The organism is Nocardia sp. CWNU-33, assembly GCF_046764895.1.
In the GTDB taxonomy this organism is placed as follows: Bacteria; Actinomycetota; Actinomycetes; order Mycobacteriales; family Mycobacteriaceae; genus Nocardia.
The window spans coordinates 368694-391139 of record NZ_JBKOQN010000001.1 but is presented as its reverse complement, the minus strand read 5'-3'; the positions used below and the strand labels follow the sequence as shown (position 1 = coordinate 391139).

The following is a 22446-nucleotide window of genomic DNA, read 5'->3' as shown; positions in this document are numbered from 1 at the left end:
GCAGGCCGTCGTGCCCTGAGCTGCCGACCGGCGCCGGGCCGGGGCGGGAGTCCAGGAAGAACAGAATTGCGTCCATCGGACGCAGTGTGTCCAATTGGACACATTCGGATTGCGCCACGCCCGGGAAATAGGACGCCGCAATCAGCTGTAATTCGCTGACGCTGTGCGAAACTTGCCCCGCACAGTAATTTACTCCTCACCCTCGGAGGACCGTCCATGACGAATTCTGTTGCGGCACTCGATCTGCCCGAACCCCTGGTTATTACACTGGGGAATCTCAAGGGCGGTGTCGGCAAGACGACATCAGCGTTTTTCTTGGCAAGTTACTTCGCTTCGATTCACGGACTGCGGGTGCTGGTAATCGATGCCGACCCGCTCAGCCAAACCGGGTACTCGTGGCATCGACGGCTGATCAGGGGGGAAATCGAGGTCCCGTTCGAGTTGATCGCCTTCCCGTCCAGGCACGTCAACGACTGCATTACCGACAATGCCGCGAATTTCGATGTCATCATCGTGGATGCCGGGGGTGAGTCGGCCGAGATCTTCAAAGCCGCCATCCCGGCAAGCGATGAGCTCCTGCTGCTGACGAGTGTGAGCCCCTCTGAAGTCAAACGAGTGCCGAGTACATATAGGGCTGCCGAGGAGGCGGCGTCCGAAAGTAGTCGGGAGATTCGGGTGCGAGTCCTGATGACCAAGGTTCCGGTGACGATGAAGAATGGCGTGAATGTCTCGACCGAATACCGGACGCAACGGGGGAATCTGGAGAGCGCTGGATACGACGTATTCCAAACCTATTTGAGCTCTTGGAAATGGTATCGAGAGGCAGCCGACGGGGAGGTCGGCGAAGGCGCCGAGAACCCGATCGAAGATTTGGGAGAGTATCGGCAGGTGGGCGACGAGCTGGTGAGCTCATATCGGGTCGCAGTGGAGGTGCCGGCCTGATGCCTCCCCAACGCAGGAAGGGTTCGATAGGCGGCCTAAATCCGCTGGCCGACGGTGCTGAGCACACTCCACCGGTGTCGCCGCTGCGCGACGCCGAATGGCGGCGTCGGGGTGCTATCGAGACGGTCACCTCGGTGGGCGCCGCGTCCGACGCGCCCACGGAGCCGCTCCCGGAGCCGCTCCCGGAGAAGGCCCCGGGTCTGAATGTCTTGACCATGCCGGTACCCGTCGCCGGTGATGGCCCGCTGAGCGAGCGGGAGCGGTCGCAGCTGACATTGTGCGAGTCGTCGATCGACACACTGCGCATCGCATTCTGGGCCGCCGGGCGGGCTCTGCAGATTGTGCGCGACGGGCGGCTGTACCGCGACAATCACGAAACATTCGACGAGTACGTGGAACAGCGGTGGGATATGCAGCGGTCATACGCCCACAAGCTCATTCGAGCTTGGCCACTTGCGGCCCGGCTGCACCCACTGGCGCCGACCATCAACGAGGGCCAGGTTCGCGAATTGCTGCCGGTGGCTGCCGAATACGGCGAAGACGCGGCGATCACCATATACACCACGGTCGCTGGTGGCGCCGATGTGAAGGTCACTGCGGGCAAGCTCCGGGAAGCGGTCGCGCTCCTTCCCGAGCGTTACGACGAAGCCGTGGTGGTCGAGCGACTCCAGGCGTGGCTGCGTGGTGAATTGCCGGATGACTCGCACGACCGGGCGGCGGACATCTTCACCGCGATGGAATCGCGGCTCGTCGCGCTGACCCGGCGAGTCGTCAAGGGCTCGAGTGGTGATCCGGTCGCGGCGCGCGAATTCGCGGCGAAGCTCCGCACGATCGCGGAACAGATCGAGGAGCAGATCACCGCCTGAGATCTACGGTCGATGGTGCCCCGCAGTGGAATGGATTTCCGCTGCGGGGCACTTTGTATAACCGGGGTCGAAAATGCTATGCGGCATATGAACTTCGAATCATTGCGCTGCGGCCTTCGGAATTAGTTATTGTTTCGTTATCGAAATGCAAGTGTGTCGCCCTTTACGTGGTGCAATATGTGCCGAAAGGTAGACGCTCGGATCGGATCCGCTGGATTAACAGATCACCGTGATGGTATTCGAATCAGTTCGAGGTCTTGGTGAAGTCCTACACGCCATGAAATACGGCGTCGTAAGGCCCGCCATCGGCAGTCGATATGAAAATCGGAGGACCGTATCATGGCATCAACGACAGACGTCCGATATCTTCGCTCCCTGCGGCGCGTTGTTTTCTTGGCGCTTGCTGCGGGGGTTATCGCCTTCCTTGCAACATTGCTGAATTCGGCTCAGGCATCGGCTCAGCCGGTGACGATTCCGAGCGTGGGAACGTTCGAGGTTCCCGACGATATTTCGATCCCCGCGGATATTGTCGGAATCGATTTCCGGCAGAACGCCATACTGCAGAAATTGGAAGCCCCGATGGCCTCCGATACTGCCGGAGCCGGTTTCCGGCACAACGCCATATTGCCGGAATCGGAAGCTCCGATCGGTTCCAATTTTGCCGGAATAGAGTTTCTTGCCCCCGCCGCGTTTCCTGAAATCGAGCTTGCTGCACTCGCCGCCGCTCCGGGAATTGAGCCTGCGACACCCGCCGGTGCCCCGGCGTTCGAGCTTTCGGCGCCCTTGGCTGTTCCGGGCGCGCAGCTTCCGGCGCCTGCGACGATTCCGGTGCCTGCGAACATTCCGGGAATGGAACTCCTATTCCCCAACGGCCTTCCTCGAATCGACGTTCCATTCCTTACCAGCCTTCTCGGAATGGCTCCTCCGGCGCAGACCGCTCCCGCTGTAGTGAAGCCGCCGAAAACCACCGGCGAGGTCGCCGTCGACGCCGCCCGAACCAAGCTCGGCTCCGCCTACTCCTACGGCGCGGTCGGCCCCGGCGCCTTCGACTGCTCGGGTCTGGTGCAGTGGTCCTACGGGCAGGCCGGTGTGGACGTGCCGCGCACCAGCTACGGGCAGCTCGCCGCCGGAACGCCGGTATCGCTGGACGACCTGCAACCGGGCGATCTGGTGTCGTACTACGGCGGCAACCACTCTGCCCTCTACGCCGGTGACGGCGAAGTCATCCACGCATCGACCTACGGCACCGGAGTGATCACGTCGCCGGTCTCGTCGATGCCGCTGGCGGGTGCTCGCCGGTTGTGACCGACGCCTGTCAATGCGCCCACCGGCCCACCGTTCATATGTGCCGCACCCGAATCCACCCGAATTGTGAGTCGAGGCTGTGATGGACGACATGGCTTTCGCGGCCACTCCTCCCTCTCCCTGCTCGTACGACCGGCGCGCTTGCGCTCTACAGGCCGGCATCCAGCCCGATCGAGCAGACCGCGGCAAAGCCGAGTTCGTCGGCGCGGTATTCGGTCCATCGAGGACCGACTCGTACGGATCGTTCGAACAGTCGACTGCCCTGGATGCGGCGTTCGATGCCCCGAGCGCGCTCGTAGCCGGTCGTCGAGGAACCAGCAGGCTCGCAGTCTGCGAACCCGCCGCCCAACACGGCGTGGTACTGGACGGCCAGATCGGTGCGAAGTGAAAGCTGCATCCCATTGCGCGCACTCGCCGGGTCCTCGAGCGACCAGTGACGCTGCCGCAGTGGAACATAGGGCACTGGGAATCTTGATTTCGGTCATGGCTTTCGGCCCGTGACGGCCAGGTCTGATCGACCCCGGTTCGTATCGTCGGACCTGAGGTGGCGGTTGGGCATTTCCTAGAGGTTTCGATACTGGATGCAGCCAAATACATTGCGCTGTTTGATGATACAAGTTGCGCTCGCGCTTCGAATATTGCGTTCGAGGTGTAGCCGCTCGTCCGAGAGGCGCTGAAGCCACTCTGTGTCGCCGAGTGTTTCGGTGGCGGCGTCGGAGTAGTGCTCGCGCTGATTGTCCTGGATGACGATCAGGCTCGCGATCGGGCCCGCGGCGCAGTCGAGTCGCAGACTGGGGCCGGAATACGCTGAGGTGCACGTCCGGATCGTGGTGAAGCGGTGAAACATGGTGGGGGCATAGGGTTTACAGGCAAATGGGCCCGCGCCTTTCTGCACGCCCAGCGCGTGGGAAGCCTTCGGGCCGGTGTGTCGACGGCGAGTTCGAGCGTCCGTAGGCGCTGAACCGCACAGACCGGCGCAGCGGTCCGAACCGACTATGCCGGGTTTCGTCGTGTGTGCGGCTCGCCGGCCGAAGTCGAAGTCGAAGGCCAAGACGACGGCAAACCGGCGACCGTAGTTCGGTTGGCCGAGTCCGGCGGGCGATGTTCGTACTCGACAGTGCCCACCATGGTCTGGATCAGCGTTCGCCACACCGCACCACCGGAGAGTCTTCGCTACTGACCCGGGCTGAGCTGGTGTTCGGCGGTCGCAGCTTCCGGGTGCGGACGCTATGTCACTCGGCGAATTGTCCTCGACTGATCGACTGATCCGGCTTCGTCGTCTGGGCAGGATCAAGGTTTCACAAATATCGGTGCCGATCGCCCTCTGTGGGAATTGCTCTTGACATTCGGCGATTATTTGAAGAGCATCGCTCTTATTGAAGAGCGATGCTCACGTAAGTCGCCGAGTGTCAGCCTCGCCGTCCACTGCGGATCACGTAGGCGGCGATCACGACGATGATCATCAACAGGATCGTGGTGCCGATCATGACCGCGCTCGTGCTGTAGTTGGGGAGATCTCCCGATTCGGCGGCGAGCAGCACCATGCGTTGGCTATTCATCACTGCCTCTTTCCGATATTCCGAGCGTAGGCGTCGGATAGCGGGTTCGGCCGTTGAGATATCGCTAAGAAACCTCCGAATTCCAAGGTTCGAGCGGGAGCACCGAGTTCCGGTGCGGCCGCGCGGCGGTTGCTCCCGGCTCGCGCAACCCGGAGATGATCGGCCAGGTGCGGGTCCGCGAATGGGATGTGAAGGTTTTCGGGGTATGCGACTTCTCCGAGATGGATCGACACACTATGTACGGCACGGCCGAGTGCTTGCGGTCATTTCATGGTGGCGAGGTTGTGCCAGAGGTTTTCGAGGCTGTCGGTGCCACCGAACAGTGTGGTGAAGTTGGTGGAGTCGAGGAGCACGATGTCGCCTGCACGCGGGCCGGTGGGTGGCATCCAGATCAGCGCGTTGAATTCCGTGTTCCCGGCGGCGGTGAAGGGATGGGGCCGGGTGGGGTCGACGCGTTGGCGTCCCAGGACTCGGAGCGAGTCGCTTTCGGGCATCGTGAGCTCGTAGTGCGGCAAGTGGGGGTGGAAGTTGAATGTGGTGACGTTGTCGAGCAATTGGGGCGTGTCCAGATCGCGGAACCCGGTGAGGGGGGCGATCTCGTCGGTGCCGTCGACGACCGCGGGGCGTAGGCCCCACTTGTTGTGCACCGGCACGTCGAGCGCCTTCATCAGCGAGCGTGTGTATTGGCCGAATCGCTGCTGACGGGGCACCAGCGGGTCGCCGTGATGCTGGTATTCGGTTTGTCGCTGGGTGTAGTCGTCGGTGAAGCCGACGTCGTGGTGCGGTGCCAATAACAGGCAGGTGCCTTCGCGTTCCAGCCATTCGCGGATCGCGGCGACCTCTTCGGGCGCGGCTTCCTGTTCGGAGAGGAGGTGATCGAGCCCGAATACCATCAGCGTGTCGGTGTCGTCGAGGATTCGTTCGTCGATCGGCAAGGTGTAGCCGGCCTGGTCGATGCGCTGGAACACCGCCACGGGGTGGCCGGTCGCCGCACCGGCCAGCCGTTGAAACGCGAGCGTCGAGCGGTGGAACAGTTCGAGTGTGCCTGCGATGCCTTGCAGGAAGTGCGCTGCGTCGTATTCGGGGGTCTCGTAGCCCGGCCACAGTGCGTTGCGGACTTCGGTCATCGTGGAAAAACGGTTGTACATTTCGGCGGGATCGCGTTGGGCCTCCCACGGGTAGCTCCACGTCCAGTAGATGCTGATCCGTCTGCGCCCGTTGTGCGGGCGTGGGATGTGGTCCTGGTTATAGGTGCGTGCCCGCGGTCGGGTGTTCATGATTTCACCTCTCGACTGTCGAGGGCGGCCAGGTAGCGCAGGGCGCCGATACCGGGCAGGAAGAAGTACGCGCCGCCCCTGAGTGTGGTGAAGGCGGGCAGCCCCTCGATTACTGTGCGGATAGGCCGTTTGGGGATGGTGAACTCCAAGGTGCCGTCCTGGGCGCCGCAGATGGGGTCGTGCTCATTATCGAGTTCGTGGAACGTCTTGTCGTTGATCCAGACGTTTTGGGCGAACTCGAACTGACGAACCAGGCTGGCGCAGATGATGAACGCGGCAATGCCTCGGTCCACCCCGTCATCGGGTGCGCCCTCGGGTAACGCAGGCCCGTAGGTGGCTCCGCGACGAATCATCCTGCGGCGGTTCATATTCACTGCGGTGTCGCGTGGATTGAGTCGCCGCGCGTGCGAGCCGAGCGGTACCGCGTAGCCGTGCGGGTCCATCTCTTTGTAGTTGAAGTCATTGTTCCGCATGGGATCTGCACCCAGCTGTGGATCGTCCCGGTCGGGTGCCAACACCAACGGGGCGCCGCTTCGCCAACGGCCCATGAACTTCGCAGCGAGCAGTTCCTGCTCGTCCGGGGTGTCGGCATGCGCACGCAGATGATCCCGAAACGCACCGACGTGTTCTTGCAGCCGTCGGTATGCCATGTAACTTCCGTTGCGGGACAACACTTCCGGTTGCGGCAGCCCGTGAACCGGCCCCTCCTCATCGGGGTAGCCCAGGATGAATTCACCGGGTTTCAGCGGTGCGCCCGAGCCCGGCGTCGGTTCTTCACCGGATCCCTCGATCACCGGTTGGGACAACCGGTCCCGGAACCCGAAATGGTCATGGGCGTGGTCGAACGGAGGCGTCGCGTTCAAATCCAAGAACGACAACACCCGCACACCTGGACAGCGGGCGACGAGCTTGTTGTGCTCGGCGGTGCACCTTTGGTGCTCGGCATCGCTGCGGGCGAACAAGATCGCGATGGCGTGCAGGTCGTCACCGGCCAGCCCGCCCTCCCAGTTGTCCGGGTGATTGGCGCCCGTGTCGCCCAGGATGTCGGCGCGGGCGGCCATGCCTTCGCGGAACTCGTCGGGAAAAGTGGCGAGCGATTCCTCCGACACCCCGAGCGCACGCAGCCCGCGCCAGGTGAAGGCCAGGGTGATCCAACGCTGGGAGCTGTCCATCGAGGCGCTTGCGTCTGCCGCCGAGTCGACCCGGTCCAGCAGCTCGGCCAACCAGGCCCGGCCCCCGGCAGGATCGTCGAAGGACAGGAACTCGTAGCGGCCTGTCATCGCCGGGGTGCGCGTCAGCAGGATGTGTTGGATATCGTCGAACTCGAGCGCCGACGTAGTGGTCACTGCATCTGGTCGAGCATGTCGGAAAACGCCGCCTTGAGTCGCAGCGCCTTTTTGATTTCGTCAGCGGTGACGTAGGGGTATTCTCCGTATTCGAGGAAGCTCGGAAATTGGTGTTCCCGAACGAATTTGACGAATGCGTCCGGATTTTCCTTCCAGTCTTCGGGGAATCCTTCGAGATTGGTGAAGACGGTGGTGATACCGGTCTGGGCGAAGAGCGCCACCGCATCCTCGGTGTATTTGTCGAAATCAGTGTCGAAGATGCCTTGGTATTGGAAATGCAATCCGGAGCCGACATCGAACAGCACCCATCGCAGATAATGCAGCCGCAGTGGTGCCAGCACATCCGGACTACCGGCGACCGCCTCCTCGATCTGCTTGCCGTATGCGCGAACGGCCTCTTCTCGGCCCGGCTTCACCTTCGCGATGATCGAGAAACCATAGGCGGCGGGCGTGCGTGGATAGATCGGGCCGTATCGGCCCCGCTCCAGCTCGAAATAGCCTTCGGCCGGTATGGCCATAGCCGCCGGTTTGCTCCAGCTACAATCGGTCGTCGACATGGCTCCACCTTCCATACCGCTGTAGGAAACCGGGCGCCGATCAGCGTACGCCTCCAGGCGCATGGCCGCAGCGCAATGCGCGGTGAATGCATGCGCTGACCTCGCCCGAATCGGTAAGTCATACCTGCTGATAGAGGTCTATCAGAGGCCGTTAGCCGGGAATCCGCTCCGCTAACAGATATTGGACGGTCCCGTGGATCGGCGTCGCTTCGACCGGGCGTCTGGCGATATCGCCACGCGGCCGTGACCTGCTCCATCAAATTTGAGTGTGTCCAGTTTGCTGTGCGCGCCGGAAAAGTGAGGATGGAAACGAGTGGCGGTCGTATGTCCAGACTGCAAGGAGATCCTGGAAACTGAAATGATCTGGTTCACTTATTCGAATCCATCGCCCCGCCAAACATGCTCGGGTTTGGCAGGATGATGCCATGCCAACGCAGCCGCAACACTCGGATCAGGCCTCGACTTTTCGCAATCTGTCGACGCCGCGAGCCGCCGCACTGGCCGGAGTCCTATTCGCGGTGTTGTTCGGAACAACGTTGATTTTGATACGCATCGAAATACCCGAAGGCGTTCGGGATTCGACTGAGTTGATGAAGGGCACACAGACCGCGATCAAGACAGCGACCGTGCTGATGCCCTTCGCGGGCATCAGCTTCCTGTGGTTCATCGGCGTAGTGCGCGACGGATTCGGGCGCTACGAAGACCGGTTCTTCCTGTCGGTGTTCCTCGGCAGCGGGCTGCTGTTTCTGGCGATGATGTTCGTCGCCACCGCCACCGCCGGAGCGCTGGTAGCAAGCAACACCGGGGTCGTCGATACGGCCGCCCATGCCGAGGTGGTCAGCTTCGGCAAGATGGTCGTGTTTTCGGCGACCCAGACGTATGCGCTTCGGATGGCCGCCGTGTTCATGATCTCGTTGGCGACAATTTGGTTGAAGACCAGGTTGATGCCCCGGTGGCTCGCCGGCCTCAGCTACCTGCTGGCGCTGACACTGCTTATCGGGAGCGAAATCAGCATGTGGGTCACGCTGGCGTTTCCCACTTGGGTGCTCGTAGTCAGCGTTCTCATCCTGGCCCGCTCGGGACACGTCGACAACGAGCGGACAACACGCGACTCCGTGTAGAAAGCGGTAGCGGGAGTTTCGTAGTCGGGAGGAACTCGGCCGTAGTGGACCAACGGCCCGCCGAGTCTTCTCGCGATCCACGGGAAGTCGGAGCAGCGGGCGCTGCTCCGAACCAAACGGGCCGTGTGCGTGTTGATACCGGTAGGGCCGAAGAGCCTACGGGTTGTGGTGCGGTGCCAGGAGCCAAGAGATAGTCTCCCGGTTATCCCCGAAGCCGCCCTGTGCGCGACGCTCGGCGTCCCTGCCTGAAACGTGGAATAGCGAACTACGCACCAGCGGTGTGGAATTCAACTCGGACGGGCCATCGCGCGACTGCCGACTCGGTCCGGCTCTCGGCGCGCGTTCACCACTGTCAGCGTGTGTCAGCCGATTGACAGCGCGATGCACCAGCGTGTGCTGCGGCGGCGATGCGCTGCTGATCCGAAGGCTGCGGTGAAGGGAAGAACCAGCGATGTCCGATGTCATTGGTGCACGCGATTTGGTAGGTAAGGTCGCGTTGGTAGTTGGCGGGAGCCGAAATCAGGGTGCGGCGTTCGCCGAGAACCTCGCCGCCCGTGGGGCGACCACCGTCATCAGCTACCTCGGTAACGAGTATGCCGCGCAGCAGACGGTGGCCACGTTGACCAAATACGACGTGACCGCGGCGGCTGTCCGCTCCGACGCCACCTCGTCGTCGGAGGTGGACGCGCTGTTCGCGAAGGTGGTTGCCGAGCACGGCAAGCTGGACATCGTCATTCACACTCCGGGTGCGGTGATCAAGAAGCCGCTCGTGGAATTCACCGACGAGGACTTCGATCATCTCATCAACCTCAATACGCGCAGTGCGTTCAATACGCTGCGCGCTGCCGCTCGCCATCTTTCCGATGGTGGGCGCTACGTGGTGCTTTCGACGACCCTGACCGCGATCATGACCGGCACCTACGGCCTGTATTCGGGCTCCAAGGCCGCCGTCGAGCGCATGGTGCTCGCCGCGTCCAAGGAGTTGGGTGCTCGTGGTATCACCGTCAACGCGGTCGCGCCCGGACCCATCGACGACGACTTCTACCGGGGCGCGGAGACCCCCGAATCCATCGAGGCGGCAACACATCACAGCCCGCGGGGGCGGCTCGGTATCCCCGAGGACATCGCTCCGGTCGTCGGGTGGTTGGTGGGTGACGGCGCGGCGTGGGTGTCGGGCCAGACGATTCGTGCCAACGGCGCGATGTTCTGACCTGCGTCGGGTGGACCGATAGCTTGCGGCTTCGCGCGGTCGGCTCATGGCGCAGGCAGTCGAGGACCCTCGTGCCGTATCACATGGATCACACTGTCCGGTTCGGTCGTTGCCCGCGTCGTCATTGCGAATCCGCGGCGGCGGATTCGGATCTCGGCGAGGAGTGCATAAAGGTCGTCGACGGTGAGTGCGTGCCCGACAGCGAGCGCGCGGTCGTAGGTGGCAGGCTCGAGCTGGGTTCTCGCGGCGTCGATGATCTGCTGTGCACCAGGCCCGCGATGGTTGTGTTCGCAGCACAGGTTGTCGCGGGCCACGATAATCGTCACCGCGAGTTCCGCGTCCCCGTCGGCCAGCACCGCAGACCCATAGCCCATACTGATCGCGAACAGTAAAGGCAGATTGCCGCTGAGCTGCTGTAGTGCCAGTGCGGCAGCCAACTCGGTGTGGGCGCTGTGGCGGTCACCGTTGCCGACCAGTGCAATGGCATACACGGTCCGGCCCCAGGTCTCGACGAAGGTCGCCATGGTGTCGACCGGACGATCCGCCCGTGCCCTGCTTGCGGCCAGCATGGGGAGCGCCTCGTGGAAGCGCGCCAACGCCTCGCCGAGTTCGCCACGACGACGGGCTATCTCGGCTTCCACCACGTGCATCCACGCTCGGGTGAACGTGGGTACGGTGGCGTCGAGTCGGACACGGGCGCAGGCGATCTCGCCCGCGGCTCCGGCGATGTCACCATGCCACACCCGTAGTTGTCCCAGCCACGTGCGTACCCCGACGACCTCATCGGCACTCGTCCAGGTGGCGGTCAGTGCCGCCGCTTCCGCCATCGCTGCCGATGCCGCGGGTAGCCCGAGCGTATTGGTGCGCTGCTTGGCAAGGACCAACAGCGCCCTGGTCAGCCCACGGGGCTCGCCGATGTCTCGAAGTCGGACGAGAGCATTCTCCAGGTCGAACGCCGCGGCCTCGTGTCGAGCGGCGTCGAGCAATTCGACGCCACGTCGCACCTGGGCGTTGGCCGCGAGCCAGGGGTCGGTGGATCGAACGCATTCGTCGAGCAGCGTCCGATCCCCACCGCGACTGTGTTGCAGCGCGAGCATGAGAACAAAGGCAGGGTGTGGCTGTCGCTGCTCGGTCATAGCCTGCCGCACGAGCCGGTCGAGACTATCCGAGTCACCTTCTGCTCGGCCCCACGAAAAAATGTCGTAATGCACCGGCAAGCGGTCCGCGAAGGCGCAAGCCAGGTAGTCGGCAGTCGATCCGGGTGGCGGTTGTCCGACCAGTCGGAGCACTTGTTCTCGCCAGTGCATTGTCTCGGCCTGGAAGCCGCACAGTGTCCAGTACCAGATCAGGTTGCCGTACAGGCGCAACGACCGGTCGATGTCGACGGTTTCCACGGCCCACCCCACTGCGGCGACGCAGTTGTCATGTTCGATGTTCAGTCGGGCGACCCATTCGTGCTGGCGCGCGGTCCGTAGTGCCGGCTCGGCCCGCTCGACCAGGTCGAGAATGTAATCCGCGTGCGCTCGATCCAGCGCCGCACGCTCGCCCGTGGCCGCGAGTTCCGTTGCGGCATAGGCGCGGATGGTTTCCAGCATGCGATAGCGCGCACCATCGAACTCGACGAGCGACTTGTCCACCAGTGAAGCAAGCGTATCGAGGTCGCCCCCGCAGACCTGCTCGACAGCGTCCAGTGTGGCACCGCCGACGAAAACCGAAAGCCTGCTGCCTAATTCGCGTTCGGCTTCGCTGAGCAGATCCCAGCTCCAGTCCACGACCGCACGCAGCGTCTGGTGGCGGGTTGCCGCGGTGCGATACCCGTTGGTGAGCAGCAGGAATCGGTCGTCGAGCCGCTCGAGAAGCGTGCTCGGTGACAATGCGCGGATGCGCGCCGCGGCGAGTTCGATGGCAAGCGGTAGCCCATCGAGTCTGCGAACGATGCCGCTGACCGCCGCGCAATTGTCGTCGGTGAGGGAAAAGGCCGGGAGCACGGTTTCGGCGCGATCGATGAAGAGCCGCACGGCAGCGGATTCGGCGGCCGCCGCGGAGGTGTGTTGCCTGTCGGGCAGTGCCAGCGGCGTCACCGGGAAGAGGGTTTCGCCGACAATGCCGAGCGGTTCGCGGCTGGTGGTCATGATGGTCAGCGCGGGACAACGCCGCAGGATTCCGTCGACAAGCTGCGCCGTGCGTACGGCAAGGTGTTCGCAGTTGTCGATGATCAGCAACAAACGCTTGTCGGCCAGCACCGAGCAGATCTGGGTGAGCGCGTCGGAACCGACGTCGTCCCGATTCGCGGAAACGGTCAATGCTGCCAGGATGGCGTTGCCCACCACGCTCGGGTCGGTCACCGAAGCGAGTTCGACCAGCCGCAGGCCATGCGGCCAGCGCGTCGTGATTCGGGTCGCGGTCTCCACGGCCAGCCGGGTTTTCCCGGCACCACCGGGACCGACCAGGGTGATCAATGCATTCGATGTCAGCATGCGATCGAGTCGGTCGACGTCGGCGTCACGGCCGACAAAGCTGGTCGAGCGGCCAGGCAGCGAGGGTGTGCTCACAGTCGGCTGCGGTGCGGCATGGATCTCGCGCAGCGCGGCGGTCAGCGCCTGCCCCGGGGCGGCGGCCAGTTCACGGTCGAGCAAGTCCCGGGTCTGTTCGAACACTCGCAGCGCCTCGGCGGGGCGGCCCGCTGCCGCGAGCGTCCGAACCAGGGCGGCAGACAGCGTCTCTCGGAAGGGATGTGCCGCGGCCTCCTCCGTCAGTTGCTGGATCAGCTCCCCGGCGCGACCCATGGCTAGATACGCGTGCGCTCGTGCCTCGATCGCGGTCAGCCGCTGCGCGGTCAGGGCTGCGGCAACAGACTCGAACACGGCAAAGTCCAGCAGATCGGCAAGGGCCGGTCCGCGCCACAATGCCAGCGCAGCATCGATCAGCTCGGCGGCCTGTTCGGCCTGGCCACGCTCCAGGTGCCATGTCCCTTCGGCGACGAGCTGGGTGAAACGAGGTGCGTCGACGGCATCGGAGGGAATCGTCAGCACATACCCGAGACTGCGGGTCTCGATCGGATTCGCCGGCGCCATCGCCGCTCGCAGCCGTTTGACCAGCGACTGCAGTGCGTTAGCGCATCCGACGGGCGGTCGATCACCCCAAATTCCGTCGATGAGCCTGCTGGTCGAGACCACCTGGCCCCGATCCAGCGCCAGCATCGCCAGCAATGCGCGGACTCGCGGACCTCCGACGGACACGGCTACCTCGTCCGCGGAGAATATGGAGACCGCGCCGAGTAGGGCTACCCGCATGAATTCTGGAGGGTCGAGCGCACCGCATACAACACTGAACAGTTGTACCAGTGTTGGCGCTGCTGTGCTGGTCAGCGCCGTGAAATCGGACATCGGTGACCGACGGGCAATGACGTGTCCGCCTTACTCGCGATTGGCCCACCGCCGTGGGGATCGCCTGTCGGTCCCGGTCGTCGTCTCCAGGGGATGACTGATGCCAGCGCACTGACAGCGACTGACAGCCGCTCGTCAGCACACTGGGAAACACTCCACCCATGAGTTACGACAACCTCACCGGTCGGACCGCCGTTGTTACCGGCGCGGCAAGCGGCATGGGCGAGGCCACCGCCCGTACGCTCGCCCGATCCGGCGCCCGCGTCGCACTGCTGGCACGGCGCACCGAGCGGCTGACCGAACTGGCTGCGAAGATCGCCGCGGACGGCGGTACGGCGGCGGTGGTCACCGTCGACGTCACCGACCCGGACAGCGTCACCGCGGCAACGGCCCGGGTACACGAGATATTCGGCCCTGCGAGTGTGGTCGTCAACGCCGCTGGCGTCATGCTGCCCAATCCGATTCTCGCGGCCCGCGACGACGAATGGGCGCGCATGGTCGACACCAACATCACAGGCGTGCTGCGCGTAATCCGAGCTTTCGCCACCGACCTCGTCACTGCCGCGGACGCCGGGCACCCGGCCGACCTGGTCAACGTCTCCTCGATCGGCGCCCACGTCGCCTTTCCCGACTACGCGGTCTACGGTGCGACGAAGGCGGCTATCACGCAGCTGTCAGCGATGTTGCGCACCGAACTCGGGCCACGAAACGTCCGCGTCACCAACATTGAGCCCGGCCTCACCGACACCGAATTGGGCAGCCACATCGACAATCCCGAGCTCACCGACCAGCTCGACGGAATGTTCATCGCCATACCGGCACTCAGCGCCGACGACGTCGCCGACCTGATCGCCTACACCGTCAGCCGCCCCGCCCACGTCAACCTTCGTCAGATCGTCGTGCTGCCGACCAAACAGGCATGATCAGTAGCGCACGGCTTTGCACCGAAAGGAAATAATGATCTTGGTAACGGGTGCCTCCGGCAATGTCGGAGGCGCACTGGTCGTGGAGTTGGCCGCACAGGGACGTCCGGTACGCGCATTGGTTCGCGACGCGGGGAAAACCACGCAGCGCCACGAAGTCCAGTTCGTCGAAGGCGATTTGAACCGACCGGACAGCCTGTCCGAAGCCCTCGCCGATGTCGAGGCAGTGTTCCTGCTCGGCGGCTTCCGCGATATGCCAGGGGTGCTCGCGAAGGCGCGGGCGGCAGGGGTCGCGCATGTCGTGTTGCTGTCGTCGCGATCGGTGGTGGGTGGTCACGCCGACAATGCCGTCGTCAAGATGCACATGACCGGTGAGGCCGCGATCGGCGCATCGGGTATCGACTGGACGTTCCTGCGGCCGAGCGGCTTCATGTCCAACACCTTCGAGTGGCTCGAACAGCTACGGGCCGGTGATGTGGTGCGCGCGCCGTTCGGCGGAGTACCGATAGCCGCCATCGATCCACGTGACATCGCGAGCGTCGCCGCGGCGGTGCTTACCCGCCGTGAGCATTACGGGCGTAGTCATGCACTCAGCGGCCCTGCAGCTCTGCTGCCCGCGGATCGTCTCGAGATGCTGGCCCAGATCCTCGACCGGCCACTGCGTTTGACGGCACAGTCCGACGCCGAGGCGAGGGTCGAGATGAGCCGGACCACCCCGGCCGAGTACGTCGATGCCTTCTTCCGGTTCTTCGCCGACGGCGAGTTCGACGATGCGCCTGTCGTGCCCACGGTGCAGGAGATCACCGGACGGCCACCGCGCACCTTCGAGGACTGGGCCACCGATCACGCGGAGGCGTTCCGATGAAGCGATCGACAGTGTCTTTGCTCGCCCTGCTCTGTGCGGCGGGCTGCTCGTCCACCGTCGAGCACCCGCCGGGGGAGTCCGCACCTGTGGTCGGCCGATTCGCCTCCGCCAACCCGGGTTCGGTCAATACCTACTGGTGGCAGGCCCCGCAAGGACTGGTCATCGTCGACACCCAGCGGTCACTGACCGACGCCCACGCGGCACTGGCTGCCGCCGAGGCGACCGGCTCGCCCATAGCCGCGGTCCTGATCACCCACTCCCACCCCGACCACGTCGGTGGCGTCGGAGTGTTCCATCAGGCATCCCCCAACGCGCCGGTCTATGCCTCCGCACCCGTCGACACCTCGATGCGCACCGACCCGCTGCACTTCTATGACGTCACCCGAGCACTCCCCAATTCCGACTATGCGCCCCAAATAACCTATCCCGACCACACTTTCGCACCAGGCGCGACGATCGACGCGGCAGGCACCGCACTGGAGACCGCCGAGTTCGGACCCGGTGAGACCGAGACCGCAACGGCCTACTACGACCCGAAGACTCGAGCCCTCTTCGCCGGAGACCTGGTCGCGGACAAAGCAACTCCCGCGCTGCTGGAGGGGCATTCCTGCGGCTGGCTCGTCGATCTCGACCGACTGCGCACCCGTTTCCCACACATCCGAACGATCTATCCCGGCCACGGCGCGCCCGGCGGCCCCGAACTCATCGAGGAACAGCGCACCTACCTCGAGCATTTCCGCCACCTGGTGCGCGCCGCGCTTCCCGACGGCACGGATCTCACCGAGGACAAGCTGAACTCGATTACCGCAGAACTGTCGCGCGACTATCCCGGCTACCCATCGGTCGCCTCGCTCCCCACATTGGTGGAGGAGAACGTCAAGAGTGTTGCGAGAGAAATCCGCGCCGAGGACCCCGGCACGCTACCCACCCCGTGCCGGGCCGGTTGAGCGCTGGAACCCCCGCCTCGGGACCCTGCTGCCGCGCCCGCATCGCTCTGTGGCTCGGTGCGGTTACGGCATCTCAGGGTCGGTTGTCCGTGACAGGCGGCGACGGATCGCGTCATTTGATCCCGTACCGGAAGATGCCGAGCTTCTGCGAAGAGGAATACGGCCTACGGGCTGCGGTGCGGTGCTAGTAGCCAGCGTGTTCGTTGCAATGCCGCTTCGGCTTCGGTGGCCAATTCACGCATGCCGTTCTTGATCGCCGCCCGGATGGTCCGCTGAATCTGATGAGGCAAACGGTGCTGCTCTGCTGCCGTGATGGCCTCCGCGAACGCTTCGGCGGCACCTTTATATTCATTGATCGCGACCAGTACTTCGCCCGTCGTCACTCGTTCGATGATGCGCCACTGAGGGCGGCAGGCGTTCCTACCGTGAGGTTTACGAGTCGACCGGCCTCGACGACGCGACCGGTAGCAAGCAAGCCGCGGAGTTCAATTTCGCGCAATGTGAACGGCTGAAACAGCAAGTCACTGCCCGTGTTCAGCTCTAGCAGTCCCCGATACTGACGCAGGGCAGAATCGAATCGTTCACAGTCCCCAAGTTCACCGGTCGCACGGCACAGGAACGCAAGCGTCGAGCCTTGGTCTGCGGGTTCCAGCGATAGCTCTCATGACTGCTCCAGTCGGGCAACTGCCGCGCCGACGTGGCCCGCTTTACGTAACTCGTTGCCGTGCATGCGGAGCGTGTGAGCGTAGAACGCTGGGTCATCAAGGTGAGCGGCCACCTTGACCGCCTGACCGGTCCAGCGGGCGGCCGATGATAGGCGTTCTTCGGGCAGGACCGTCCCGAGCGAGACGCCGAGTGCAACCCGAGCTTGTGCGAGCAGGATGAGGCTGTCTCGTTCCATCCGCCCCTCTGCTGCCCTGGCTTCCAGCCGAGCGACCAGGGGCCACAATTCGTTGACGGCCTCGACGGCGTGGCCGGATTTGCGGGCGATCTCAGCAAGTCGCACCGTGCTGTCGCCGAATTGGAGCATGGCTCGGTATTCCGCGTCGTCTGTGCCGGTCACACCGAGTACGTGGGCGGGCAGCCCCAACCGTGCCGCGATGTGTCGGCGGGAAGCCAAGTCCGTGATGGCGCGGCGGCCGGTTTCGAGCATCGACACATATGACTTGTCGTAGCCGAGTAGTTCGGCCAACGCGACTTGGTTCAGCCCGTTGATGCGGCGGTAGGCGCGGAGGATCGTCGGTAGGTCGCGGGTTGCCATCGCGGTCGCTGCCTCGGGTGCGGCCCATAACCAAATGGCGGACGCGATGGGAGCGGCGCGGACGACGATCCGGCTCGTGGCACTGGTGTTCGCGGCACAGGTGGGACACACGGGCTCGCTCGCATAGCGGCCGATGACGCCGCACGCCTGCACCTGTCGCCGCTCATCATGTCCCTTTAGACTTTCTCCGCTGCCCGGAGTTGAGCGAACCAAGTCATGACGGATCGCTTGTAGCCGTCTAGCATGTTCAACCCAGCTATCTCGTCCTCACGAAACAACCCGACCTCTTTGTGCTCGTGCGACAAAACTGGATCGGCGTCGGTGTCCGGGTAGCAGCCGTACGTCACGATGAACACATGCTTCTCGACCTGGTTGATGTAGTAGATCCATGAGTCGAGAATCGGCCCCGTGGTAGCCGGCCACTGCGTCTCTTCGGTGATCTCGCGAGCTACACATTCTTCGGGCGTCTCCTCGGTTTCGATTCTGCCGCCCGGCAACTCCCACTCTTCCCGCTCGTTCTTCAGCAGCAATACCCGACCGTCACGAACAGCCACGCCTTTAACTGATATCGAGTACATGTACGGGTCGAGTCGATCCTGCGGGAAGCGAGCCGGGCCGACTGGGAGACTATGACGCGCATTGCGGCAGAGCTGCGGGCCGAGTCAAGGTTTACCCCGCCAGCAAGCCGAAATAGACGGTGTGATTGCTCGGTATAGGGCGGCGCACCCAGAGACCGTATCCGGTAGTATGCATTTCGTTGGGTAACGGCCAACTATATGCATACTCTTCCGGAGGTGGTGCTGATGACTGAGTATCGCAGCACTGTGCTGCCCAGTGAGCTCTGGCGGGCACCGCTTCGAACCCTGCGGCCGCAGGACTTGGCTGGCATCTACGCCCAACCGCGGCCCGAGATCGCGCGGCTCGTCGATCGAGGCGTGCTGCACCGCGTTGCTCACGGCTACTACGTCATCGTCGCGCCGGACTATGTCGGCCGGACCTGGCTGCCTAGCCTCGAGGCAGTCGCCGCGGGTATTGCATCATCGATTTACGGGCCGGATCAGACCATTGTGATGGGAATCAGCGCAGCCCGCGTGCTGGGAGCCGTACCTCGTGCGCTGGCGACCGCGGTTGTCGCGGTTCCGGCCCAGCACCGGTCGATCGCATTGACCGACCGCTCGGCACAAGTCCGGTTCGTCCGCCGCGATACCGAAGCGCTCGACGCGGAGCGCGTCGAAACGCCACTGGGCCCGGCGCTGGTCACAACGCCGGAGCAGACCGTGCTCGATCTTGCCCGGCGCCCGGAACTGGGCAACGCCGAGGCGGAGGTTCGTCCGGCGATCGAGACGCTCTACCGTCGTAGCGATTCGGCGAGACTTACACAGCTCGCTACGGACCAGCGTCTGGGTGCGGCGCTTCGACGTGCGGAAAGTTGGGTGGGGTATGAGCATCGACGAACGTGACAGTGTCGCAGCTCAATTCGGAGTTCCCCCGGAGCAGGTCGAGCGCGACCATCTGATCTCCCATCTGCTAGCGGCAATCAGCCGCAGGTTCGGCGACCGACTGCACTTCATCGGCGGAACTGCTCTTGCCCGTACGCATCTGGTGAGTGGCAGGCTCAGTGAAGACATCGATCTGCTTGCACTGGACAACCGAACGGTACTGGCAGCCGAACTCGACGCCGCTTTGCCGCGATCGGTCGCGCGGAGCTACGGTCGGCTGGAATGGGCACCGTCGTTGAGTAATGTCCCGGATACCGGGGCCGCCCATCTTCGCTCCGCATACGGTGTGTCTGTCAAGATCCAGTTGCTGTCGGCACGTGGCAGATCGGTATGGCCGACTGAACTCCGCGATCTCGAGCAGCGGTACAGCGACGTGCCACCGGCCGAACTTCTCGTGCCCACATTGCCAGCTTTTGTTGCAGGGAAGACCGCAACATGGCACGACCGGCGCGCAGCACGCGACCTGTGGGATCTTTGGGCGCTGAACGACATCGGCGCGATCGACGGCGCTGCGGGAGCGTTGTACCGGAGGTGCGGCCCGACCAACCGGCTCCCCACCCCGCAATTGTTCGATCGTGCACCGGACGAGGACGACTGGAAGGCACAATTGGCCGGGCAGACTCGACTTGTGATCAGCGCCGCGATCGCGCTGTCTGCGGTTCGAGACGCCTGGGCACGTATTACGGAGTGACGGCGAAGCATCGGCGGGGGGTGAGGCGGGGGAACGCCTCGCTGCGGCGCAGGCTGCGGCTATAGTCGCGTTGCTGCGGTGGATGGCCATCGGTAGCGAAGTCGGCGAATGGTGCGCCTGGGGAATCGAACCTGCGACGCCAAAAAACCGCCCTGGGCTGCGGAAACGCAGTAGCAGGTTGGTGCCCTCGGCAGGACACGCAATACATGGGCAACTGGAAAACGCCTGGTTATTATGGGTTTGTACCGGATCTGAGGAGCGCGGGTGATATGTTGCGCTCGCCATAAGGTTATGGTGCGGGTACCATAACCTTATGGGTCTGAAGAAGACGACGGTAATGGTCGACGAGGCCGACCTCGAGCTGGTGAAGATGGCCGCGGCACGTGAAGGGCGGCCGGAGTCCGAGTATTTTCGTGAAGCTTTTCATCTGGCCGCGATACGCACTCGCCGATGGGATGAGGAGTGGGATATCCCCGTACTCGACTACGGGCATGCGGTGTCGGCGGATGAAATCGACAGCACTGTGCGAGAAGCGATCACCAACACCGAATCCGATGCTGGATGATCGTGATCGGCGACACCTCAGGTCTGGTCGCCGCTTTCAACTCCGCGGATCCCGAGCACGTCTGCGCGCGCGCAGCGCTGCAGCAGGCGGCGCTGACCATCGTCTCTCCACTCGTGTTGCTCGAAGTCGAACACATCACCACCCGAAATCTCAATCGTCGAGCCGCATATGCGGTGAATGATTGGTTGTTGGCGCAAGAGCGCACCGGACGCATCGAAGTGCCCACGGTCTCGGCGGACTTGTTGCGGGTCGCACGCAGGGTGCAGAACAGATACCTGGCCTTGCGCCTGGATCTCACAGACGCCACCAATGTTTCATTGGCGGAACGATACGAAACCGTGGCGGTATTGACACTCGACCGACGTGATTTCCGCGCAATCAGCCCGCTCACTGGTGATGCCGCGTTCCGCCTGTTGCCCGATGATCTCTAGTGCCGTGTCGAGCAACGTTCGGTACGTAATTCGGATGGCGAATTCTCGAGCCTGTAGAGACGTTCCGTATCGGGCTGCCGTGCTGGTTGCGCCCTCGGACCCGCAGCGACTTCAGGAACGACAGTAACTCCGTCCAGCGTTTCCGATCCCGGATCCAGTAGTACACGCCCGGTGGCCAAGGTCGAGGGCGCCGAACATATGCCGCACGCCCTGGCGCAGGTTTGTGCCCTCGGCGGGGCTATAAGGATGGGACCGGTGGCGACCAGCGGTTTTCATGGGGGACGTTGACGATCGAAACGAGATTCGGCTATCCGAAGTTGACGTGAATGCGCTATGAGGAACTAGAACCCCGAACCCGCTGTAAGGGTTCGGGGTTCGTCTGTGTTCACGGCCGGTCACCGGTAGACCCTAACGTGTGCGCTACCTGTGGGTATGCCGCAACCGATTGAACAACAGGTCACCGATGGTCACGCGTAGTCACGCTGAAAGTTTGGGGAAACTTTGGGATGGGTCAATTCTGACACGTCGCGGGTCGGGTGCAGTCGCGGCGCGCGGGTATCTGCTCACACCTGATGACTACCTCGGGCCACTCGTCGAGAAGGGGGAAGCGCATCTTGGGCGGATTCAGCGTGATACCGACGCTGTGGCGAACGCTCGCAGGCGGGTGAACGAATTGCCATCCGGATCCACGACGACGGCGCTGCGGAAACTCGATTCCACAGGTCTGCCATCCGGTTGGCAGACAGTTTGTGTGGGTGATCTCTGCAATGTCAAGGTCGGGCCGTCCGCTCTCAAGAAATCCCACATCGCCATCGGCGTCGACGGCATGGTTCCGATACTGCGGCCTAGTAGTCTCACCGCGCGCCAAATCGACACCGGTGACACGGACCGGACCGCAGACACGGTAGCCGAACAGTTCGACGCCTGGCGGGTGCGCGCAGGTGACCTATTGGTTGTTCGAGTTGGCCGGGTGGAGAAGGCAGCCATCGTCCTTCCGGAGCACCACGGCTATCTGATCGACTCCAATCCCACCCGACTGCGAGTAGAGCCGGAAATCGTCGCCCCGCGGTTTCTGTTGGAATTCCTGCTGCGCGGCACGAGCGTCGACCAGATTCGAGCCACTGCGACGGTCAATTGGAAGGAGAACGCATCGCCGCCGCCCAGGCGAAAGTGCTTGCCGCACTGTTGAAATGGCAAGCGGATCACTGCGACGCCGACCGGTGCTGAATCCAGCACGCTGCGGCCCGGGGTTCCTGGCCTCGTGCTTGCTAGAGGTCCGTACCAGAGCAGTCGTTTGACCTGCGCATTTCAGTGTGCGTGAAATAACGGATGAACGGCGAGTGGTGTCCTTGGGGAATCGAACCTGTGACGCCAAAAAACCGCCCTGAGCTGCGAAAACGCAGTGACAGGTTGGTGCCCTCGGCAGGATTCGAACCTGCGACACCCGCTTTAGGAGAGCGGTGCTCTATCCCCTGAGCTACGAGGGCGTATCAGTGGACGTCGGGGAGTCTACCGGGTTGGGGACGAGGTTCAGAATCGCTGGCGCGTCGGGGACGCGGTGGGCCGGTCGTGGGTGGCAGTCGGGTGGCCTCGACCAAACCGGGCCGGCTGTCCGAACACTGCTGGCGGGGATCGAAATCGCTGGTGCGTCGGGGTGTAACGGGGCTGTCTTCGGGTGGAATTCCGGCGGCGCGA

The 22446-nt window shown here is 63.5% G+C and carries 23 protein-coding genes and 1 tRNA gene; 13 read left to right on the top strand and 11 right to left on the bottom strand.

Going from position 1 to position 22446, the window contains the following annotated elements; translation table 11 throughout:
- The first annotated feature begins 216 nt into the window (after positions 1 to 216).
- The 3 genes from ACLMAL_RS01180 to ACLMAL_RS01170 all read left to right on the top strand — a co-directional run bounded on the left by ACLMAL_RS01180 (position 217) and on the right by ACLMAL_RS01170 (position 3113).
- Complete coding sequence (locus tag ACLMAL_RS01180; protein WP_411997376.1) at positions 217 to 942, top strand: ParA family protein; 726 nt, start codon at positions 217 to 219, stop codon at positions 940 to 942.
- Between the two features lie 74 nt (positions 943 to 1016).
- Entirely contained in the window at positions 1017 to 1808 is a 792-nt protein-coding gene (locus tag ACLMAL_RS01175) for a hypothetical protein (RefSeq protein ID WP_411997375.1), read from the top strand.
- 732 nt (positions 1809 to 2540) lie between these two features.
- The gene (locus ACLMAL_RS01170; protein WP_411997527.1) at positions 2541 to 3113 is read left to right on the top strand and encodes a C40 family peptidase; all 573 of its coding nucleotides are present in this window, start codon (positions 2541 to 2543) and stop codon (positions 3111 to 3113) included.
- A 148-nt stretch (positions 3114 to 3261) separates the two neighbouring features.
- Here the strand turns inward: ACLMAL_RS01170 and ACLMAL_RS01165 are convergent, their stop codons facing one another.
- The 6 genes from ACLMAL_RS01165 to ACLMAL_RS01140 all read right to left on the bottom strand — a co-directional run bounded on the left by ACLMAL_RS01165 (position 3262) and on the right by ACLMAL_RS01140 (position 7852).
- Complete coding sequence (locus ACLMAL_RS01165; protein ID WP_411997374.1) at positions 3262 to 3576, bottom strand: hypothetical protein; 315 nt, start codon at positions 3574 to 3576, stop codon at positions 3262 to 3264.
- Positions 3577 to 3675: 99 nt separating this feature from the next.
- Positions 3676 to 4008, bottom strand: a complete 333-nt coding sequence (locus tag ACLMAL_RS01160; protein ID WP_411997373.1) for a hypothetical protein — start codon at positions 4006 to 4008, stop codon at positions 3676 to 3678.
- A 514-nt stretch (positions 4009 to 4522) separates the two neighbouring features.
- Positions 4523 to 4672, bottom strand: a complete 150-nt coding sequence (locus ACLMAL_RS01155) for a hypothetical protein (protein ID WP_411997372.1) — start codon at positions 4670 to 4672, stop codon at positions 4523 to 4525.
- Positions 4673 to 4935: 263 nt separating this feature from the next.
- Entirely contained in the window at positions 4936 to 5949 is a 1014-nt protein-coding gene (locus tag ACLMAL_RS01150) for a hypothetical protein (protein WP_411997371.1), read from the bottom strand.
- The gene (locus ACLMAL_RS01145; protein WP_411997370.1) at positions 5946 to 7295 is read right to left on the bottom strand and encodes a Dyp-type peroxidase; all 1350 of its coding nucleotides are present in this window, start codon (positions 7293 to 7295) and stop codon (positions 5946 to 5948) included. The genes ACLMAL_RS01150 and ACLMAL_RS01145 overlap by 4 nt, the downstream gene beginning before the upstream one ends.
- The gene (locus ACLMAL_RS01140; protein ID WP_411997369.1) at positions 7292 to 7852 is read right to left on the bottom strand and encodes a hypothetical protein; all 561 of its coding nucleotides are present in this window, start codon (positions 7850 to 7852) and stop codon (positions 7292 to 7294) included. The genes ACLMAL_RS01145 and ACLMAL_RS01140 overlap by 4 nt, the downstream gene beginning before the upstream one ends.
- A gap of 425 nt (positions 7853 to 8277) precedes the next feature.
- Here ACLMAL_RS01140 and ACLMAL_RS01135 point away from each other — a divergent pair, with 425 nt between their 5' ends.
- Positions 8278 to 8973 (top strand): hypothetical protein, encoded by a 696-nt coding sequence (locus tag ACLMAL_RS01135; protein WP_411997368.1) that lies wholly within the window; start codon positions 8278 to 8280, stop codon positions 8971 to 8973.
- 451 nt (positions 8974 to 9424) lie between these two features.
- Complete coding sequence (locus ACLMAL_RS01130) at positions 9425 to 10183, top strand: SDR family oxidoreductase (protein ID WP_328409062.1); 759 nt, start codon at positions 9425 to 9427, stop codon at positions 10181 to 10183.
- A gap of 44 nt (positions 10184 to 10227) precedes the next feature.
- On the opposite strand, the gene ACLMAL_RS01125 is transcribed toward ACLMAL_RS01130, so the two are convergent.
- The gene (locus tag ACLMAL_RS01125) at positions 10228 to 13569 is read right to left on the bottom strand and encodes a BTAD domain-containing putative transcriptional regulator (RefSeq protein ID WP_411997367.1); all 3342 of its coding nucleotides are present in this window, start codon (positions 13567 to 13569) and stop codon (positions 10228 to 10230) included.
- A 161-nt stretch (positions 13570 to 13730) separates the two neighbouring features.
- Here ACLMAL_RS01125 and ACLMAL_RS01120 point away from each other — a divergent pair, with 161 nt between their 5' ends.
- The 3 genes from ACLMAL_RS01120 to ACLMAL_RS01110 are packed head-to-tail and all read left to right on the top strand — an operon-like array spanning position 13731 to position 16304.
- Complete coding sequence (locus ACLMAL_RS01120; protein ID WP_411997366.1) at positions 13731 to 14492, top strand: SDR family oxidoreductase; 762 nt, start codon at positions 13731 to 13733, stop codon at positions 14490 to 14492.
- A gap of 34 nt (positions 14493 to 14526) precedes the next feature.
- On the top strand, positions 14527 to 15357 hold the full coding sequence (locus ACLMAL_RS01115) for an NAD(P)H-binding protein (protein WP_411997365.1): 831 nt from the start codon (positions 14527 to 14529) through the stop codon (positions 15355 to 15357).
- Positions 15354 to 16304: an MBL fold metallo-hydrolase gene (locus tag ACLMAL_RS01110; protein WP_411997364.1), complete on the top strand. Its 951-nt coding sequence runs from the start codon at positions 15354 to 15356 to the stop codon at positions 16302 to 16304. Before ACLMAL_RS01115 ends, ACLMAL_RS01110 begins: the two co-directional genes overlap by 4 nt.
- A gap of 164 nt (positions 16305 to 16468) precedes the next feature.
- On the opposite strand, the gene ACLMAL_RS01105 is transcribed toward ACLMAL_RS01110, so the two are convergent.
- The 3 genes from ACLMAL_RS01105 to ACLMAL_RS01095 all read right to left on the bottom strand — a co-directional run bounded on the left by ACLMAL_RS01105 (position 16469) and on the right by ACLMAL_RS01095 (position 18119).
- The gene (locus tag ACLMAL_RS01105) at positions 16469 to 16687 is read right to left on the bottom strand and encodes a hypothetical protein (RefSeq protein WP_411997363.1); all 219 of its coding nucleotides are present in this window, start codon (positions 16685 to 16687) and stop codon (positions 16469 to 16471) included.
- A 278-nt stretch (positions 16688 to 16965) separates the two neighbouring features.
- Positions 16966 to 17565 (bottom strand): helix-turn-helix domain-containing protein, encoded by a 600-nt coding sequence (locus tag ACLMAL_RS01100; protein WP_411997362.1) that lies wholly within the window; start codon positions 17563 to 17565, stop codon positions 16966 to 16968.
- Positions 17566 to 17741: 176 nt separating this feature from the next.
- Positions 17742 to 18119: an NUDIX hydrolase gene (locus tag ACLMAL_RS01095; protein ID WP_411997361.1), complete on the bottom strand. Its 378-nt coding sequence runs from the start codon at positions 18117 to 18119 to the stop codon at positions 17742 to 17744.
- A gap of 249 nt (positions 18120 to 18368) precedes the next feature.
- On the opposite strand from ACLMAL_RS01095, the gene ACLMAL_RS01090 reads away from it, so the two are divergent.
- The 5 genes from ACLMAL_RS01090 to ACLMAL_RS01070 all read left to right on the top strand — a co-directional run bounded on the left by ACLMAL_RS01090 (position 18369) and on the right by ACLMAL_RS01070 (position 21940).
- Positions 18369 to 19025 (top strand): type IV toxin-antitoxin system AbiEi family antitoxin domain-containing protein, encoded by a 657-nt coding sequence (locus tag ACLMAL_RS01090; RefSeq protein WP_411997360.1) that lies wholly within the window; start codon positions 18369 to 18371, stop codon positions 19023 to 19025.
- Entirely contained in the window at positions 19006 to 19755 is a 750-nt protein-coding gene (locus ACLMAL_RS01085; protein WP_411997359.1) for a nucleotidyl transferase AbiEii/AbiGii toxin family protein, read from the top strand. Before ACLMAL_RS01090 ends, ACLMAL_RS01085 begins: the two co-directional genes overlap by 20 nt.
- A gap of 313 nt (positions 19756 to 20068) precedes the next feature.
- The gene (locus tag ACLMAL_RS01080; protein WP_411997358.1) at positions 20069 to 20320 is read left to right on the top strand and encodes a CopG family transcriptional regulator; all 252 of its coding nucleotides are present in this window, start codon (positions 20069 to 20071) and stop codon (positions 20318 to 20320) included.
- On the top strand, positions 20317 to 20751 hold the full coding sequence (locus ACLMAL_RS01075) for a type II toxin-antitoxin system VapC family toxin (RefSeq protein ID WP_357263349.1): 435 nt from the start codon (positions 20317 to 20319) through the stop codon (positions 20749 to 20751). The genes ACLMAL_RS01080 and ACLMAL_RS01075 overlap by 4 nt, the downstream gene beginning before the upstream one ends.
- A 751-nt stretch (positions 20752 to 21502) precedes the next feature.
- Complete coding sequence (locus tag ACLMAL_RS01070) at positions 21503 to 21940, top strand: hypothetical protein (RefSeq protein WP_411997357.1); 438 nt, start codon at positions 21503 to 21505, stop codon at positions 21938 to 21940.
- Positions 21941 to 22162: 222 nt separating this feature from the next.
- Here the strand turns inward: ACLMAL_RS01070 and ACLMAL_RS01065 are convergent.
- Positions 22163 to 22238 (bottom strand) — tRNA-Arg (locus tag ACLMAL_RS01065).
- Between the last annotated feature and the right edge of the window lie 208 nt (positions 22239 to 22446).